General features: G+C 63.0%; 17 protein-coding genes. 3 read left to right on the plus strand and 14 right to left on the minus strand.

Annotated elements, in window-relative coordinates; genetic code table 11:
- Nucleotides 1-13 precede the first annotated feature (13 nt).
- Nucleotides 14-673 carry a GntR family transcriptional regulator gene (locus PPN31114_RS08825; RefSeq protein ID WP_281350959.1) on the minus strand — a complete coding sequence of 220 codons (660 nt, stop codon included), beginning with the start codon at nucleotides 671-673 and terminating at the stop codon, nucleotides 14-16.
- A gap of 413 nt (nucleotides 674-1086) precedes the next feature.
- Between PPN31114_RS08825 and PPN31114_RS08830 the strand changes: the two genes are divergently transcribed.
- Entirely contained in the window at nucleotides 1087-1845 is a 759-nt protein-coding gene (locus tag PPN31114_RS08830; protein ID WP_150679006.1) for a 2-keto-4-pentenoate hydratase, read from the plus strand.
- A gap of 20 nt (nucleotides 1846-1865) precedes the next feature.
- Here PPN31114_RS08830 and PPN31114_RS08835 read toward each other — a convergent pair whose 3' ends face one another.
- From PPN31114_RS08835 to PPN31114_RS08850, 4 genes are all read right to left on the minus strand, one after another.
- On the minus strand, nucleotides 1866-3050 hold the full coding sequence (locus PPN31114_RS08835) for an MFS transporter (RefSeq protein WP_174987808.1): 1185 nt from the start codon (nucleotides 3048-3050) through the stop codon (nucleotides 1866-1868).
- Between the two features lie 371 nt (nucleotides 3051-3421).
- Entirely contained in the window at nucleotides 3422-4858 is a 1437-nt protein-coding gene (locus tag PPN31114_RS08840; RefSeq protein WP_150679008.1) for an FAD/NAD(P)-dependent oxidoreductase, read from the minus strand.
- On the minus strand, nucleotides 4855-5163 hold the full coding sequence (locus PPN31114_RS08845; protein ID WP_150679009.1) for a (2Fe-2S)-binding protein: 309 nt from the start codon (nucleotides 5161-5163) through the stop codon (nucleotides 4855-4857). The genes PPN31114_RS08840 and PPN31114_RS08845 overlap by 4 nt, the downstream gene beginning before the upstream one ends.
- Nucleotides 5141-6244: an NAD(P)/FAD-dependent oxidoreductase gene (locus PPN31114_RS08850; RefSeq protein WP_150679010.1), complete on the minus strand. Its 1104-nt coding sequence runs from the start codon at nucleotides 6242-6244 to the stop codon at nucleotides 5141-5143. The genes PPN31114_RS08845 and PPN31114_RS08850 overlap by 23 nt, the downstream gene beginning before the upstream one ends.
- A 192-nt stretch (nucleotides 6245-6436) precedes the next feature.
- On the opposite strand from PPN31114_RS08850, the gene PPN31114_RS08855 reads away from it, so the two are divergent.
- Nucleotides 6437-7372: a LysR substrate-binding domain-containing protein gene (locus tag PPN31114_RS08855; protein ID WP_150679011.1), complete on the plus strand. Its 936-nt coding sequence runs from the start codon at nucleotides 6437-6439 to the stop codon at nucleotides 7370-7372.
- Between the two features lie 146 nt (nucleotides 7373-7518).
- Here the strand turns inward: PPN31114_RS08855 and PPN31114_RS08860 are convergent, their stop codons facing one another.
- The 5 genes from PPN31114_RS08860 to PPN31114_RS08880 form a co-directional block, all read right to left on the minus strand.
- Nucleotides 7519-8505: a LysR family transcriptional regulator gene (locus PPN31114_RS08860; protein ID WP_246182443.1), complete on the minus strand. Its 987-nt coding sequence runs from the start codon at nucleotides 8503-8505 to the stop codon at nucleotides 7519-7521.
- A 90-nt stretch (nucleotides 8506-8595) separates the two neighbouring features.
- Nucleotides 8596-10035, minus strand: coding sequence for an NAD(P)(+) transhydrogenase (Re/Si-specific) subunit beta (locus tag PPN31114_RS08865; RefSeq protein WP_150679012.1), 1440 nt, complete (start codon nucleotides 10033-10035; stop codon nucleotides 8596-8598).
- Between the two features lies 1 nt (nucleotide 10036).
- Nucleotides 10037-10375 (minus strand): NAD(P) transhydrogenase subunit alpha part 2, encoded by a 339-nt coding sequence (locus PPN31114_RS08870; RefSeq protein ID WP_150679013.1) that lies wholly within the window; start codon nucleotides 10373-10375, stop codon nucleotides 10037-10039.
- Between the two features lie 17 nt (nucleotides 10376-10392).
- A complete protein-coding gene (locus PPN31114_RS08875) occupies nucleotides 10393-11523 on the minus strand; it encodes an NAD(P) transhydrogenase subunit alpha (protein ID WP_150679014.1) in 1131 nt (376 codons plus the stop codon).
- Between the two features lie 42 nt (nucleotides 11524-11565).
- Complete coding sequence (locus PPN31114_RS08880; RefSeq protein WP_150679015.1) at nucleotides 11566-11940, minus strand: HAD family hydrolase; 375 nt, start codon at nucleotides 11938-11940, stop codon at nucleotides 11566-11568.
- Nucleotides 11941-12135: 195 nt separating this feature from the next.
- Between PPN31114_RS08880 and PPN31114_RS08885 the strand changes: the two genes are divergently transcribed.
- Nucleotides 12136-13113 (plus strand): LysR family transcriptional regulator, encoded by a 978-nt coding sequence (locus PPN31114_RS08885; RefSeq protein ID WP_150679016.1) that lies wholly within the window; start codon nucleotides 12136-12138, stop codon nucleotides 13111-13113.
- A 163-nt stretch (nucleotides 13114-13276) separates the two neighbouring features.
- Here the strand turns inward: PPN31114_RS08885 and PPN31114_RS08890 are convergent, their stop codons facing one another.
- The 4 genes from PPN31114_RS08890 to frc (PPN31114_RS08905) all read right to left on the minus strand — a co-directional run bounded on the left by PPN31114_RS08890 (nucleotide 13277) and on the right by frc (PPN31114_RS08905) (nucleotide 17688).
- Nucleotides 13277-14047, minus strand: a complete 771-nt coding sequence (locus PPN31114_RS08890) for a fumarylacetoacetate hydrolase family protein (RefSeq protein ID WP_150679017.1) — start codon at nucleotides 14045-14047, stop codon at nucleotides 13277-13279.
- A gap of 79 nt (nucleotides 14048-14126) precedes the next feature.
- Complete coding sequence (gene frc / locus PPN31114_RS08895) at nucleotides 14127-15374, minus strand: formyl-CoA transferase (RefSeq protein ID WP_150679018.1); 1248 nt, start codon at nucleotides 15372-15374, stop codon at nucleotides 14127-14129.
- Between the two features lie 457 nt (nucleotides 15375-15831).
- Nucleotides 15832-16281: a PAS domain-containing protein gene (locus PPN31114_RS08900; protein ID WP_150679019.1), complete on the minus strand. Its 450-nt coding sequence runs from the start codon at nucleotides 16279-16281 to the stop codon at nucleotides 15832-15834.
- A 156-nt stretch (nucleotides 16282-16437) separates the two neighbouring features.
- Nucleotides 16438-17688 (minus strand): formyl-CoA transferase, encoded by a 1251-nt coding sequence (gene frc / locus PPN31114_RS08905; protein WP_150679020.1) that lies wholly within the window; start codon nucleotides 17686-17688, stop codon nucleotides 16438-16440.
- Nucleotides 17689-17710 lie beyond the last annotated feature (22 nt).

A 17710-nucleotide genomic window follows, 5' to 3' on the forward strand; every position in this document is an offset into this window, starting at 1 on the left:
CTGATCCCGACACTTACGCCGCCGCACGAAGATGCGCCAGCACCACGTCGCATTTGGCCATCAGATGCGAGCGCAGCAAGCGGCCAAGGGTTACGCCGTCGCGCGTTTGCAGGGCTTGCAGCATGGCGTCGTGCTCGGCCATCGCGCGCTCCCACTTGCCTGCATGCAGGTTCGAGCGGAAACGCAGCGCCTGCAAGCGGCGGTTCACCGACTGATACATATGAACCAGCGACGGGTTGCGTGCAGCGGCATTGATACGTTCGTGAATGCGGCGGTTGCATTCGAAATAGCCGGGTAAATCGCCATGCGCATGGCAGACGTGCATGGTCGCGTGCAGCGCCTGAATCTCGTCGATTTCCGCCTGCGTGATTCGTTCGCAGGCCAACTCCCCCGCCAATGCTTCGAGACCGCTCAGCAGTTCGAACGCGTCGGCAATATCAGCGGACGAGAGCGTCACGACGCGCGCACCGCGATTGGGCAGCAACTCGATCAACCGCTCGACGGCGAGCGACTTGAGCGCTTCGCGCAGCGGCGTGCGCGATACGCCAAGCTGTTCGCACAGTGCGCGCTCGTTCAAATGCGCACCCGGCGGCAGCACGCCTTCGGTAATCATCCGACGCAGACGATCGCCCACCGCGAGATGCAGCGCTTGACGGCTGATCGGCGAGTGCACGGCCGCGTCCGCAACATCTGCGGTGCGCAGCGGAACATGCGGCGAGTGATCGGGGAAAGCATTCAACGGGACAGAGTGCATAGGCTCGGCAAGGTCGTTCGCTTCTGGAAGAGTGATTTCGACAGCGGGGACACCAGGGACACCAGGCACTGCACTTTCGCGACGGGCGACAAACTGCGCCGGTGTGGATCGCACCACGAGCGCCACGAAATATTACGAATCATTACACGACGACCGATTCTCGCAGATCGATGTCACTTTGACTACGTTGACTGTTGTTTTCACGCGGTAGACATCATGTTCGCTGCACTGCGCAATTCGCGTTGAATTATGTATACGATTCGTCTGTCTGAATCGCTGCCGTTCGCACGGCAAACGGGCATTGCCCGCCCTACATCCAGGAGACTCGCTTCATGCCCGATACCCAAGCCAACGTCGAAGCCTTAGCCCAGTTGCTGGCCGACACGCGCCGTGGCGACACGCCCATCGATTCGCCCGCCGCGCAATTGCAGCCCGTCGATGCCAACGCGGCGTATGCCGTGCAACTGCGCACGCTCGATTTGCTCGGTGAGACGATTGCCGCATGGAAAGTCGGCGCGAAAGCACCGATGGATCTGCCGAACTGCGCGCCGATTCCCGCATCGGTGGTGAACGAGGCCGGTGGCACGCTCGCGCTGAGCGACTTCTTCCGGCCAGGTCTGGAATTGGAAGTGGCGTTCCGGCTCGCGCGCGATATCAAGCCGGGCCGCCACGACGAGCGCGACATCTTTCTGCACGTGGGCGAGACGCTCGTCACGATTGAAATCACCGACAGCCGCTACGCCGCAACCGGTCTCGATTCGCGCTTTGTGCTCGCCGATTTGCAGAACAACGGCGCACTCGTGATCGGCAGCGGCCGCGATTACGCCAAGTCGCTCAATCTCGATTCGCCGAAAGTGACGTTCACGCTCGACGGCAAGAACATCGCCCCGGCACGCACGCGCAACCCGGCAGGCGACCCGCGCTCGCTGCTCACGTGGCTCGTCAATTACAACGGCAAGCGCGGCATTACGATGCGCGCCGGTGCCGTGATTACGTGCGGCTCGTACGTGGGCATGATTCCCGCCAACAGCGCCGGCGTGTTGCGCGGCACCATCGACGGGGTGGGTGAAGTGTCGGTGACGTTGGCTTAACTTGCTTTGCGTTGCGCACGTCAATGCTGCGCGGTGCGCCCATCGGCGCCCGCCAGCATCTTCGGCGCAAGCAACGCAATCGGCACGATGCATAACAGGCCTGCAGCCAGCGCGACCGGCAAGCTGACACCGTGTGCAATGGCACCGATCAACACAGGCCCCACGAGCAGGCCGAGATAGGCGAGCCGCGCCATCACCGCAATCGCTTCGGCACTCGCCATGCCTGCCCCGCGCGCGACTTCGCCCGATGCGGCAAACATCACCGGCATCACGTTCGACAAGCCCAGCCCGGCTAGCGCAAAACCCAGCACAGCAGTTGCCGGTTCACGCCAGATCAGCGCAAGCAGCACCCCGCCCACACATAGCAAACTACTCACACGCAGCAGGCGTGCGCCGCCCATACGGGCACGTATCGGGTCGCCGCCGAAGCGTCCGCCCGCCATGCCGAGCGAGAAAGCCGCGTAACCCGCGCCAATCCATGCGCCCTGCGCTGCCACCACTTCGCGCATGTAGACCGCCGTCCAGTCGTACATAGCGCCCTCCACCACCAGCCCGAGAAACGCGAGAATGCCGAAGCCGGTCAGGCGTCGATGCAACTTGCGGCGCGACGCGTCGTCGAGTGCGGGCGGCGGCATGGTCTTGCGCGGTGAATCGTCCTGCGCCACCGGGGCTTCCCCCGGCGCCATATCGGCTTGCATGAAGCGCGCACCGACGAGCATCACGATGGCGCACCCCATGGCCGCCAGACCGATATGCCATTGCGGCGAGCCGTGATGCGCGAGCCACACACCGCCCACGAGCGCCCCCGACATCCCGCCCAGACTGAAGCAGCCATGCAGCGAGGCCATGATCGGTTGGCGGTAACGCGCTTCCAACGTCGCGGCCTGCGCGTTCACGGCAACGTCATACGTGGCGTTCGCGGCGCCGTAGAGCGCGAGCCATCCGACGAGGCCCCAGTAACTCGGCATCGACAAGATGAATGCACTGGTGACGGCGAGCGCCATGCCGGAGACGAGGCTCGCGCGCTGGCTGCCCGCCCGGCCGATCCAGCGGGCCATGCGCGACATCGTGACGATAGCGCCGCCCGCCACCGCGAACATCGCCACCGAGAGGCTCGCATCGTTCAGGTCGAACATCGCCTTGACGGTCGGCACATGCACGCCCCACGTCGCATAGAGAAAACCGCTGCAAAAAAGTAATGCCATCGTCGCCGCGCGTGCAGGCCAAAAGCCCGTGCGTGGCTTCGCAGATTCAGAAGTCATGGGAGTCTTGAAACTTGGGAGTAACGCAGCGGCGGAGCGTGCTGCGACGTAACGAGAAGAGAGTCTCGCTGGCCGTCGGCACTAGGCGCGACCGGCGAATAAAGGCAATTCTAGCGCAAGCGCGATGACATTGCCGTGAAGGCCCGGCAATGCGACGGTGTCCGACACATCAACGCCACGCTGAAAAAAGCTGGCCACCGCGCCGCGCCGGTCAAGTACGCGGGCGGCAGCCAGGCAGGGGAAACGGTTCAGCGCTCGGAAAATCCAAACGCGACGCAAAGTCAACGCCTATGCAGCGCCCATTCGATGCCGGATCAACGCGGAAATTCCTTCCGCTCGCCGGGTTGTGTCGGTGCAGGCACGGCCATGGCAAGGTCAGCGAGCATGACCGGCTTGAGCGGTGCACGAATGCGGTAGTAGCCCACGTCTGCCACGTCGCGGCCATGGGCCTGCGCGAGCAACTCTGCCACTGTCAGGCCGCACAGGCGCCCCTGACAAGGCCCCATCCCGCACCGTGAGAACGACTTCGTTTGGTTCGGCCCGACGCATCCCAGCGCGGCCATGTTCCGCACATCGCCCGCCGTCACTTCTTCGCAACGGCACACCACGGTGTCGTCGTCGACGGGCCGTCGCAAGGCATCCGCAGGACGATAAAACGCATCGAGAAACGGCCGGATCGCCGTGTGACGCGCGAGGTCGCGGCGCAACGCGAGGGCCGTTGAGTCGCGGCGCGACGTATCGATATGCCCGAGCGCATGCGCCGCCTGTAACGCCGCCAGCCGCCCCGACGGCTCGGCAGCACGTGCCCCCGCAATGCCGCCCCCATCGCCCGCGACGAAGATGCCCAGCACACTGGTCTCGCCCCACGCATCGGTACGCGGCAGCCAGCACAGTTGCGCGTCGCTCCAAACGTGTTCGCAGCCAATCGAGCGCGTGATCTGCGTGTTCGGCACCAAACCTTGATGCAGCAACACGAGCGGTGTTTCGATGCGCTTAGTCTGTCCAGCCACGCGATATTCGATGGCTTCCGCCTGATCACCCGCCGCGTTGCCGAACACGCGTAGCGCTTCCACATCCTTCACATGCTCGACGCCTGCCGCGCGAATCGCGCGCAGCAAACCAAGCCCTTTGGCGAGATACCCCGGCGCGCGCAAGGCACCACCGAGATGACGCAGAGCATCGCGTTTGGCCCGGCGTTGCGTGGTATCGAGAATGGCGCGAACCGGCACACCGGCGCGCAGCATCTGCCATGCGAACAGGTAGAGCAGCGGCCCGCAACCCGCGAGCACGGCACCGTCGCGCGGTGCGAGCGCCGCCGACTTGAGCAACGTTTGCGCCGCCCCCACGCCCATCACGCCCGGGAGCGTCCAGCCGGGAATCGGGAACGGACGCTCCATCGCGCCGCCCGCCAGCACAATGGCCTGCGCGTCGATCTGCCATGTCCCCGCGCCTTCGCGGGTGGCAAACACGCGTCGGTCCTGCGTGATCTGCCACACCATCGTGCGCGGCCAGTAATCGATATCGGCGTCTTCGAACGCCTGCACCAGCGTGCGGCCGTACAAATAGTCGTCGCCGAGCAATGCGGGGTCTGCCAACGGCGATGCGCTCACATTGCGATAAATCTGGCCGCCCGGCAGCGGGTTTTCATCGATGACCAGCGGCGTGAGACCGCGACGCTTCGCTTCGAGCGCCGCCGCGAGCCCAGCCGGGCCCGCGCCGACAACGAGCAAATCAATTTGTTTAATACTCATACGGCATCCCTCGCGCCGTGCATGCGCTGCACTTGCATGCCGTCGCGCACGGGCGTCATGCAACCTTGCCGATTCGGCACGCCATCGATGGCGACAAGACAGTCGAAGCAAACGCCCATCAGACAATAAGGCGCACGCGATGCACCAGTCACCGGCGTCGTGCGGCAGACGGTGACGCCAGCGGCCAGCATGGCCGCCGCGACGTTCACGCCTGCGGGCACATCGAACGGCGTGCCATCGATCACGATGCGCACCGTCGTGCCATCGCGGCGCGCGAGCGGTTTAAACAGCGAATCGTTGGGCATTGAATGGGTTCAGAAGGGAGGGACGCTCGCCGCCCATGATCCACGGCACGATCGTGTCGCAGTGGGCAGCGGCCAGCGTCACGCCGCTATGGCAAGTCGTGAGGAACGCGCCGGGACAGGCACGCGAAGCTTCGTAAATCGGCAGGCCATCCGAGGTCATCACTCGCAACGCACCCCATGCACGCACGACACGCACGTTGCGCAAGAGCGGAAACGGCGAGATGGCACGACGGGCGATATCGGCAATGACATCGGGCGTAACGCCGTCGTCGAAGCCCACGTCTTCGGCCGAGTCGCCCAGCATGACCGAGCCTTCGACGGTTTGACGGACGTAAATCGTGGGATTCGAGAGGAACGGCGCGACGCGCTCGGTCACGAGAATCTGCCCGCGCATCGGGCGCACTGGCGCAGACAACCCGACCATCGGCGCGAGATCCCGATTGGCAAGCCCTGCGGCCAGTACCACGCGACCGGCGTCAAGCGTACGGCCGCCTTCGATGTCGAGATGGAACGCCCCGGCACGCGGCGTGATGTTCGTCACGCGGGCATTCGGCACATACGTGCCGCCCGTCTGCGTGAACGCAGTGAACAGCGCGCGCAGCGTATAAAGCGGGCTGACGTGACCGTCGTGCGGCGAGTAGATCGCGCCCGCGACATGATCGCCAATGGCGGGCACGCGCTCGGCGAGGGCTTCGTGATCGAGCACTTCGTAAGTCAGCGCAGGCTCGCTCGCGGCAAGCTGCTGCATGACGGCCACTTTGGCGGCCAGTTCTTCGGCGGTCTCTGCGATGTTGAAACCGCCCGGACGCTCGAAGCCGACAGAGACACCCGTGCGGGCTTCCAGTTCGTCGGCGAACGCCTGCCAACGGTTGGCAGAATGCAGCGACCAGCGCGCATAGTTCGGGCAACTCGCCCCTTTGCCCTGCACCCAGACGAGGCCGAAATTGCCTCGCGCGGCGCGCAGTGCATCGTCGGCACCGTCGAGCACGACGACAGACTCGCCGCGCCGGGCCAGTCCATAGGCAATGGCCATGCCGACCAGCCCGCCGCCAATCACGGCAATCTCGCTTGTCTTTTGCATCGATGGGGAAGTCTCGACGGCGCGAGGCAATACCGGATGTTATGGCTTGCCGCTTATGCGCCCGAGTCTTGATTCATAAGAGTAATGAAGCATCCTCCACGCGCACGCGATACGTCAAATCACATTTTGTGAGAGCAGTATTCATCGATATTATGGCGACGTCGCCGCCCTCTCCGGCCTTGCCGCCCCGCCATGAAGATCCGCCAACTCGAAGCTTTCCGCGCCGTGATCCTGCGCCAGACCGTCACGCGCGCGGCGCAGATGCTGCACGTCTCGCAGCCCGCCGTCACGCGCTTGCTCAACGATCTCGAAGCCGACGTCGGGTTTGCTTTGTTCGACCGGAGCAACGGGCGCTTGCAACCCACGCCTGAAGCGCTCGTGCTGTTCGATGAAGTCCAGCGCTCGTTCGCAGGGATGGAGCGCATTGCGCAGACGGCCGAGCAGATCAAGTCGTTGCGGCGCGGCTCGTTGCATATCGCGGGTGCCCCCGCCATCGCGCTCGACTTCCTGCCCATTGCGCTGACACGCTTCTTGGGCGAGCACGCCGGGATCAACACCACGCTGTTGGTGCATGCGTCGAACATCGTCGTCGACATGGTGTTAGGCCGCCGCTGTGACGTCGGCTTCATCGCGCATCCGATCACGCATGCCGGTCTGCACGTGCAACCGTTGCTGCAAGTGCCGATGCAGTGCGTGCTGCCAAAGGGGCATGCGCTCGCGTCACGTCAGGTCCGCGAGGCCATTACGCCGGAAGATTTGCGTGGGGAAGCTTTCGTCTCGTTCCCGACAGAATCGGACGCGCGGCACGATATCGATCGCGTGTTTGCCGCGCATGGGGTGGATCGCGTCATGAGTGTCGAGTCACAGCTCTCTGCCGCCGTCTGCACGCTCGTCGAGCATGGTGCGGGGGTCGCGATCATCGACGGCATCACGGCATCGTTCGCGAGGCAGCGGGTAGAAGTCAGGCCGTTTTCACCACAGATCCTGTCCACGTACTCGGTCGTGACGTCACTTCATCACCCGCCGTCGCAACTCGCGCAAGCGTTCGTCGAGCACGTGCGTGCCATGCTCGACGCGCAAGGCTTATCCACAGATTTTGTTCACAAGCCTGTGGACAACCCGGCCTAAATGGCTAGCAAATCGTTGATTTCATTAGGAATGCGGGTGGAATGCAGTGACGCGTGCACCCATAGCCAGCGAAGTGTTCGCCAACTTTCGATGAACGTGGCGCATGCCTGTGACACCGTAGGCACGCGCCACGCCATGTGAGGCAATCAGGCCTTGCCGCCTGCGGCGTCGGTGACAGCGGCGGTGGCCGTGGCCGCAGTGGCTGCCGTGACGAACGCCTGTGCGTCGCCGCGCAGTTGTCCGTTGCGCTCGCGCACGACACGATGGATCAACTCCCACATGGTCTGCGCGACGGGCGAGAGCGAGCGGTTCTTGCGACGGGCGAGCACGATCGCGCGCTCGAAGGCGGGCAAGAGCGGGCGCACGGCAAGCGTCGAGTTCTCCGGCAACGGCAGCGCGAACGGCGGCAAGATACTGACACCCAGCCCTTCCTGCACCATGCGGAAGATCGTGCTCACGTGCCCGAGTTCTTGCGTGATCGTGCCCTGCACTTTCTGCGTGGTCAGTGCGCGATCGATCAGCGGACGGCTGCCCGAGCCCTGATTGAGCAGCACCAGATTCTCGCCCGACAATTCCGACCAGTGCACGGCCGCTTGCGTAGCGAGCGGGTGGTCGGTGCGGCACACCAGACAGAACGGCTCGCTCATGAGCAATTCGGTGTAGAGATCGTCGGCCCCTTGCGGCGCGACGACGATGCCGAAGTCGACGTCACCGGCACGCACGCTGTCGAGGACCGCGCGTTGCATTTGATCGACCAGGGCGAGTGCGATGTCCGGATACGTCGCCTGCGATGCGAGTAACACGCGCGGCATGAGCGTCGCCGAGATCGTGGGCGCTGCGCCGACACGGACCCTGCCGGTCGTGCGCGCTTCGGCACCGTGCGTTTGCAGCAGTGCAATTTCCAATTCGTCGAGTACGCGGTCGAGGTTGCCTGCGAGCGTCACCCCGGCGTCGGTGAGCGACACCTCGCGCGTGGTGCGGTCCACGAGGCGCAAACCGAGTTGCGCTTCGAGTTCGTTGATGCAGCGGCTGATGGCCGGTTGTGTCAGGCCGATTTCGGCGCCCGCGCGGCTGAAGTTCTTGCTGCGCGCCACGACCATGAAGACCTTGAGTTGTCTCAGCGATACGTTCATGTGCTAGTGCCCTGCCAATAAGTGAGCCAACGAGCCACCGCGGTGGCGCTGGCGCGCCGGAGAAACCGGCGCGCCCCGAGACACCTGCCGTCAGGCCGCTGCCTTGACCATCTCCTCCACGACCTTCTTCGCGTCGCCGAAGACCATCATCGTCTTGTCGAGATAGAACAACTCGTTATCCAGCCCGGCGTAACCGGCGGCCATCGAGCGCTTGTTCACGATGATCGTCTTGGCCTTGTAGGCTTCGAGAATCGGCATACCTGCGATCGGCGATTGCGGATCGTTCTTGGCCGACGGGTTCACCACGTCGTTGGCGCCCAGCACCAGCACCACGTCGGTCTGACCGAATTCGCCGTTGATCTCGTCCATTTCCAGCACTTGATCGTATGGAACTTCGGCTTCTGCGAGCAGCACGTTCATGTGACCCGGCATGCGGCCTGCGACCGGGTGAATGGCGTAGCGCACGCTCACACCCTTTTCCACCAGCTTGTCGGTCAGTTCCTTCAACGCGTGTTGGGCACGAGCGACAGCCAAGCCATAGCCCGGCACGATCACGATCGATTCCGCGTTGCTCATGAGGAACGCCGCGTCGTCAGGCGAGCCCGACTTCACCGGACGTTGCTGCTGCTCGCCACCGGCGGCGGCAGCACCTGCCTGTGCACCGAAGCCACCGAGAATCACGTTGAAGAACGAGCGATTCATGGCCTTGCACATGATGTACGACAGAATCGCGCCCGACGAACCCACCAGCGAACCGGCGATGATGAGCATCGGATTGTTCAGCGAGAAGCCGATGCCTGCCGCTGCCCAGCCCGAATACGAGTTCAGCATCGACACCACCACCGGCATGTCGGCACCGCCAATCGGGATGATGATCAGCACGCCAAGCACGAAGGCGATGGCCGTCATGGCGACGAACGGCGTCCAGCTTTGCGTGACGAAGAACGCGCCGCCAAAGGCGAGCATTGCAATGGCCAGCGCCAGATTCACCATGTGCTGGCCTTTGAAGACCACCGGTGCGCCTTGGAACAGGCGGAACTTGTACTTGCCCGAAAGCTTGCCGAACGCGATGACCGAACCCGAGAACGTGATCGCACCGACAAACGTACCGATGAACAACTCGATGCGGTTGCCCGGCGGCAACGGCTGGCCCGCGGCCACGATGCCGAAGGCTGCCGGTTCTGCCACTGCCGCGACGGCGATACACACGGCGGCCAGACCGATCAGCGAGTGCATTGCTGCGACCAGTTCCGGCATCTTCGTCATCTCGACCTTACGAGCGACGTAGGCACCGATACCGCCACCAACGACCAGCCCCGCGAGGATCAAGCCGAGGCCCGAATAGTTGCCGCCAGACAGCTTGCGCAGTTCGAAGATCAGCGCGAGCGTAGTGAGCGCAGCAATCGCCATACCGATCATGCCGAACGCGTTACCGCGTCGCGCCATGCGCGGATTCGACAGGCCCTTGAGCGCCTGAATGAAACAGATCGACGCGACCAGATACAACAGCGTCACAAGATTCATGCTCATGTCAGTGGGCTCCCTTAGCGGCCGAATCGTTAGCGGCCTTAGCGGGCGCCTTATCTTTCTTCTTGAACATCTCGAGCATGCGTTGCGTGACGAGGAAGCCCCCAAACACATTCACGGCGGCCAGTGCCACAGCAACAACGCCCATCGTCTTGCCCAGACCGCCTTCGGTCAGGCCAGCCGCGAGCATCGCGCCCACGATGACGATGGCGGAAATCGCATTAGTCACCGCCATGAGCGGCGTGTGCAGCGCCGGTGTGACGTTCCACACCACGTGATAGCCGACGTACACCGCCAGCACGAAGATGATCAGATTGATCACCGTGTGATTGATCATTTCCATTCTTATGTCTCCCCCTCTTATGCGGCGCGCAGCACCTGACCGTCGCGGCACATCAGGCACGCGGCGACGATGTCGTCGTTGGTATCGATGACGAGCTTGTTTTCCTTGTCGATCACCAGCTTGAGGAAGTCGAGCACGTTGCGGGCATAAAGCGCCGAGGCGTCAGCCGCGACCATGCCTGCCAAGTTCGTGTAACCCGCGATCGTCACGCCGTGCACCTTCACGATCTCGTCGGCCACCGACAGCGGGCAATTGCCGCCACCGTTCGCGCCGCGCCCTGCGGCGAGGTCGATGATCACCGAGCCCGGCTTCATGGCCTTGACGGTGTCTTCTGCGATCAGCGTCGGTGCCGCGCGGCCCGGGATCAGGGCGGTGGAAATGACGATGTCCGCTTGCGTCAAACGCGTGTGCACCAGTTGCGACTGGCGCGCGAGCCATGCAGCAGGCATCGGCCGGGCATAGCCGCCTACGCCCTTGGCGATCTCGCGTTCTTCGTCGGTTTCGAACGGCACGTCGATGAATTTTGCGCCGAGCGATTCGATCTGCTCGCGCACGGCCGGACGCACGTCAGACGCTTCAATGACCGCGCCCAAGCGCTTGGCCGTAGCGATGGCCTGCAAGCCTGCGACGCCAGCGCCCAGCACGACAAGGCGCGCGGCCTTCACCGTACCGGCTGCCGTCATCAGCATTGGCATAAAGCGCTGATACAGGTTCGCGGCAAGCATCACGGCTTTATAGCCAGCGATGTTCGCCTGCGAGGAAAGCACGTCCATGCTTTGCGCACGCGTGGTACGCGGCGCAGCTTCCAGTGCGAAGCCGATGATGCCGGCGGACGCCATACGGGCGTTGTTCTCGGCGTCGAACGGGTTAAGCATGCCGACCACCGCCGCGCCGCGCGCGATCTGGCCGACTTCGGCAATCGACGGCGCGCGTACCTTCAGGACGAGTTCCGCCCCGAATGCTTCCGCTGCGCTGCCGGTTGCGGCACCCGCTGCGACATACGCCGCGTCGGGCACGCTTGCCGCATCGCCTGCACCTCGCTCCACGGTGACGCGATGCCCTGCGCCTACCAGCTTCTTCACCGTTTCCGGTGTGGCCGCGACGCGGGTTTCGCCGCCGACCGTCTCCTTCGGAATGCCAATATGCATGGTTATTGTCTCGGGGTCTGGGCCCCTGTCGTGTTGTAAAACTCAGGCCAGCGCGGTACGCGGCGGTTGCATCGAACGTCCTTCATTGGCCGCTTCGAAGCAGCGCACCTTCGTGCAATGAATCAGGTCGCACAGGAATTCCGGCTCGTAGGCACGCAGCAAGTGCGGCTGATGCCCATCGAGATACGCGCCGATCAGCAGCAACTCGGCGTGACGCAGCGCTTGGGCCGACGTCCCTTCGAGATACGCCAGCGGCAAATCGTCGTTGCCCGTCATGCGCAGCAACTTGTGGTACGTCGGGTGATCCCAATGCCAATCGAGACCCAGCTCGACAAACGCGTTGTTGAACGCATGCAGATGGGCGTTGGCAACCGGGGCCAGGGCGGCGGGCTTGATATGCGTTTCGATGACAGACATGTTGGCGCTCTCCCAAATCAGTGATCGTCTCCAGAACACGCGGACCCGCCGGTGCCTGACGTGATGGGGGTTTATGTCGTCCCTGCCGTCACGTGGCTGTCATGCGGGCTGCCATTGCAGATTACGCAGCCCCACCTATAAAAGACAGTTAAAGTTAATTATGCAAACCATCTACGATTGCTTATACTTCGGCGCATGAAAAACGCCACGCTCCGCCAGCTCAAGGTCTTCGAAGCCGTGGCGCGCCATTTGAGCTTCTCGCGCGCCGCCGAAGAACTTCATCTCACGCAACCGGCCGTCTCGACGCAGGTCAAGCAGCTCGAGACGCACGCCGGTTTGCCGCTGTTCGAACAACTCGGCAAAAAGATCTTTCTCACGCCGGCGGGCAGCGAAATGCTTCACTACAGCCGCGCGATCATTGCGCTGTTTCGCGAGACCGAAGAGGCGATGGATCACCTCAAGGGCATCACGGGCGGCAAGCTCAACGTGGCCGTGATCAGCGCGGGCGACTACTTCTTTCCTCGCGTGCTCGCCGCCTTCACGGCACAGCACCCCGGCATCACCCTGAACCTCACGGTGCATAACCGCGAGGAACTGCTGCACCAGCTCACCGAAAACCTGACCGATCTGGCGGTGATGGTGCGTCCGCCCCACGAGATCGATACGGTGAACGAGGTCTTCGCGCCCCACCCTTACGTCATCGTTGCGCCGCCCGACCATGCGCTCGCCGGTTTGCGTCAAATTCCGTTTGCGCGCTTAGCCGCCGAACCGTTCATCTGTCGCGAGCGCGGCTCTGACACGTGGAACTCGATGCAGGATGCTTTCGGCCATCGCACGTCGCAGTTGCAGATTGCGATGGAGATATCGAGCACCGAGACCATCAAACAGGCCGTCATTGCTGGCATGGGTGTCTCGTTCCTGTCGGCGCATACGGTCGGTATGGAACTTCAGACCGGGCATCTCGTGGTGCTCGACGTGCAGGGCTTTCCCGCGTGGCAAAGCTGGTACGTCGTGCACCGGCGCAGCAAGCGTCTGCCGCCTGTCGCCCATGCGTTCCGCCAGTTCCTGCTGACCGAAGGCGCGGCGCTGATCGACGGCATGATGGCTTACAAGAGCCCGCTGCCGCCGCCCGCCGTGTCCGAAATTCCCGCGGCGCGCGACACCTCTCGCTGATGCTTGGCTGATGCTTGGCTGATGCTTGGCTGATCCTTCGCTGATGCAAGCGGCAGCCCGGCAGTTCGCAAATAACCCCTTGTGAACCACCGGACTGCCGAATGAAAAAGGGCGATCGACTCAGGCCATTGCCACCCCGGCCGACCACCGTGAAATCAGCGCATCAACCCATGCGGTTGGCGAGCGTGCCCAGACCGTCGATGCTCACTTCGACCAACTGGCCTTCCTTCATCGAGCCCACGCCGACCGACGTCCCCACGGCGATCACATCGCCGGGCAACAACGTCATGTCTTGCGAGATGCGCGAGACTTGCTCCCACGGGTTGAAAATCATGTCCGCGAGCGGATAGCGCTGGCGTTCTGCGCCATCGAGCCGGGTAATCAGTTCCGCCTCGCGCCAGTCGAAGTCCTGCGCAATCACCGGGCCGACGCAGCCGAACGTGTCGTAGCCCTTGGCGCGGGTCCACTGCGCGAAGTTTTCGTCTTCGCCGATGATTTCAGCGGCCGTGACGTCGTTGACCAGCGTGTAGCCGAGGATGTGATCGCGCGCCGCTTCCACGCTGACGTTGCTCGTGCGCTTGCCGATCACGATGCCCAACTCGCCCTCGAAGACGATCTTCCCCGCATAGGCGGCGGGGCGGCGAATGACCGCGTTCGGGCCGACGAGCGTGGTGGCAGGCTTGATGAGAAAGAGCGGGTGCGAGGGCGCGGCTTTGCCGAGCTTCGCGCCGAGCGCGTGATAGTTGTTCCACAGCGCGACGATCTTGCTCGGCTCGCACGGGCACAGCAGATCGACCGTGTCGCGCGCAATCGTGGCGCCCGTGGCGATCGGCTCGTCGTACAGACTGCCGCGATGTTCGTGGATGAGGTCGCCCTTGAGCAGGCCAAAGCCGATGCGGCCGTGGGCAGTTTTGAAACGAGTCCAGAGCTTCATGCGTTTGCCATTCCGGTAACGGTCCGGCGACGCGGCACGACGGAGCGTGCGCGCGCCGGACGCGACTTCTTGAGGTCATTCACACTGCGCCGACTTCGCGCAGTGCCGCGATCTGCTGGGCGCTGTAGCCGAATTCCGAGAGCACGTCGTCGGTGTGTTCGCCAAGCAGCGGCGAGCGTTCCACGTGCGTCGGACTGTCGGACAGCTTGATCGGGTTGCCCACCGTGAGGTACTTGCCGCGCTTCGGGTGATCCACTTCCACGATCGTGCCGGTCTCGCGCAGCGACATGTCTTCGGCGATTTCCTTCATCGAGAGAATCGGGCCGCAGGGAATGTCGTACTCGTTGAGAATGTTCATGACCTCGAACTTCGTCTTGGTCATCGTCCATTGCTCGATGGTGTCGAAGATCTCGCGCAGGCGCGGCAGACGAGCACGCGGCGTGGCGTAGTCCGGGTGTTCCACCCACTCCGGCTTGCCGATCACCTTGCAGATCGATCCCCACACCGGGGCTTGCGTGATGAAGTAGATATAAGCGTTCGGGTCCGTCTCCCAGCCGCGGCACTTGACGATCCAGCCCGGCTGACCGCCGCCCGACGCATTGCCTGCGCGCGGCACCGCGTCACCGAACTGACCGTTCGGGTATTGCGGGTACTCCTCCATCACGTTCGTGCGCTCGAGGCGTTGCTGATCGCGCAGCTTCACGCGACAGAGGTTCAGCACGCCGTCTTGCATCGCCGCCAGCACGCGCTGGCCTTGGCCGGTCATCGTGCGCTGATACAGCGCCGTGACGATGCCCAGCGCGAGATGCAGGCCCGTGCCCGAGTCGCCGATTTGGGCGCCCGTCACCATCGGCGGGCCGTCGTCGAAACCGGTCGTCGAGGCGGCACCGCCCACGCACTGCGCCACGTTCTCGTAGACCTTGCAGTCTTGATACGGGCCGGGGCCGAAGCCTTTGACCGAGGCGACGATCATGCGCGGGTTCAGCGCGTGGATGTGTTCCCACGTGAAGCCCATGCGATCGAGCGCGCCGGGCGCGAAGTTTTCCACCAGCACGTCGCAATCGCGAATCATGCGCTCGAGCACCGCCTTGCCTTCCGGGTGCTTCGTGTCGAGCGTGATCGAACGCTTATTGCTGTTGAGCATCGTGAAGTACAGGCTGTCCGCATCCGGGATGTCGCGCAACTGATCGCGCGTGACGTCTCCGTGGCCAGCGCGCTCGATCTTGATGACGTCGGCGCCAAACCAAGCGAGCAGCTGCGTGCAGGTCGGACCCGACTGCACGTGGGTGAAGTCGAGAATGCGCACGCCTTCGAGTGCTTTGCTCATGATCGACCCCCATCGTTAGCGATAACGCTGGCGGTATGCGGACATGCGATGGCGGTGAATGCCATGGTTGTCTCCTCCTCGGGCTCGGCTGCAAGGGCCGTTATGTTGGTATTTGACTGTGATATACAGTATTTCATACACGATATTTTATCAACGGCTATTTTTTGCCAATGGCAGTTATTGCTTTGCGGAATAAATCGAAGAATTCCCGCCAAATGCGCATGTTTAAAGGGGTTTGCGCCGCAGCATTTAAAACACCTTCAGTGCTGGCTACGGGTTTACAGGCATGCCACCAAGGCTGGGAGAGACAGATCGGGGCCCTTTCTCGAGGCGAGTTGAACACTGTCTGAGCAGCGAGAAAGGGCCCCGGTCTGTCTGGGGGGAGGTTTTAGAGGGCGAGGAAAAGCAGAACCTGCCGCGAGCGCGGCAGGCGTAATTCAAGACATGACGGGCAGGATCAGGCGCGCGCGCCGGTGAGCTCACCGACTTTGGCTTCGAGTTCAGCGACGCGTTTGCGCAGTTGGCGGTCTTCTTGGAAGCGTGAGGTCTCGTCGCGAATGACGGCCACGATACCGCTCACCTGCCCTTGCGCGTCGCGCAGCAGCGCCACGGTGAACGCGATCGACATGGCGCGCCCATCCTTATGCGTCGCGGGCACCTTCAGCAAATCGCTGCCGTATTTCGTTTGCCCGGTGGCCATGGTCTTCTCATAGCCTTCGTTGTGACGATGGCGCAGGCGCTCGGGAATGATGATGTCCAGCGGTTGCCCGACCGCTTCACTGACCGAGAAGCCGAACATCTTTTCCGCGCCGGCATTCCACAAGGTGATGATGTTCTTCGGGTCGGCCACGACGATGGCGTCGCCCACGACCTGAACCAATTGTGCTGCGTCCACCGGTGCGCTCATGGTGTCTCCTGCTTTTTCTGTGGGGGATCAATAACTACGATTTAAACATGCAACAAAAATACATGAATCAAAAGACAATGCGGTCCCGAAAAACGACAACAGGTGCCGCACCTGATGAAGATGCGGCACCTGCGCGACTACATGCTCACTTCAGGCTCAGATGGCTTTGGCCGAATGCAGCTTGCCAATCTGGTCCTTGCTGTAGCCCAACTCTGCCAGGATCTCTTCCGTGTGCTCGCCCAGCAGCGGCGAACCGGTGATTTCCGGCTTCAGACCCGAGAACTTGATCGGGCTGCCGACGGTCAGGTACGAACCGCGTTCCTTGTGCGGCACTTCCACGATCGTGCCCGAAGCGCGCAGCGACGGATCGTCCGCGATTTCCTTCATCGACAACACCGGCGCGCACGGAATATCGAACTTGCGCAGGATATCCACCGCTTCGTACTTGGTCTTGTCGGCGAGCCACTCTTCGATCGTCTTGAAGATGTCGAAGATGTGCGGCTGACGCGCTTGTGCCGTGGCGTAGTTCGGATCGCTGATCCACTCCGGCTTGCCCAGTGCGCGGCAGATCGGCTCCCAAGCGTGGCCTTGAATCGTGAAGTAGATGTAAGCGTTCGGGTCGTTTTCCCAGCCCTTGCACTTGAGCACCCAGCCCGGCTGACCGCCGCCGCCGGCGTTACCGCCACGCGGCACCACGTCGCTGAACTCACCGTGCGGGTACTGCGGATACTCTTCCAGATAGCCCACGCGATCCAGACGCTGTTGGTCGCGCAGCTTCACGCGGCACAGGTTGATGACCGAGTCTTGCATCGACACGGCCACCTTCTGACCACGGCCCGTTTGGCCGCGACCGATCAGTGCCGTCAAGATGCCGATAGCCAGGTGCATACCCGTGTTGCTGTCGCCGAGTGCTGCGGCCGACACCGTGGGAGGACCGTCCCAGAAGCCCGTCGTCGAAGCGGCACCGCCGGCGCACTGCGCCACGTTTTCGTAGACCTTCAGGTCTTCGTAATGGTGACCGTCCGAGAAGCCCTTGACCGAGGCCACGATCAGCTTCGGATTCAGTTCGTTCAGACGCTCCCACGTGAAGCCCATGCGATCCAGCGCGCCCGGGGCGAAGTTCTCGACCAGCACGTCCGATTCACGCACCAGCTTCTCGAGCACTTCCTTACCTTCTTGCGTCTTCGTATCCAGCGTCAGCGAGCGCTTGTTGCTGTTGAGCATGGTGAAGTACAGCGCGTCGGCATCGGGAATGTCGCGCAGTTGGGTACGCGTGACGTCGCCCGAACCGGGGCGCTCCACTTTGATCACGTCCGCACCGAACCAAGCCAGCAACTGGGTGCAGGCCGGGCCGGCTTGCACGTGCGTGAAGTCGATGATCTTGATGCCTTCGAGGGGTTTGCTCATGTCATGTCTCCTTAATTGACTC

This window comes from Pandoraea pneumonica (genome assembly GCF_902459645.1).
Taxonomy (GTDB): Bacteria; Pseudomonadota; Gammaproteobacteria; order Burkholderiales; family Burkholderiaceae; genus Pandoraea; species Pandoraea pneumonica.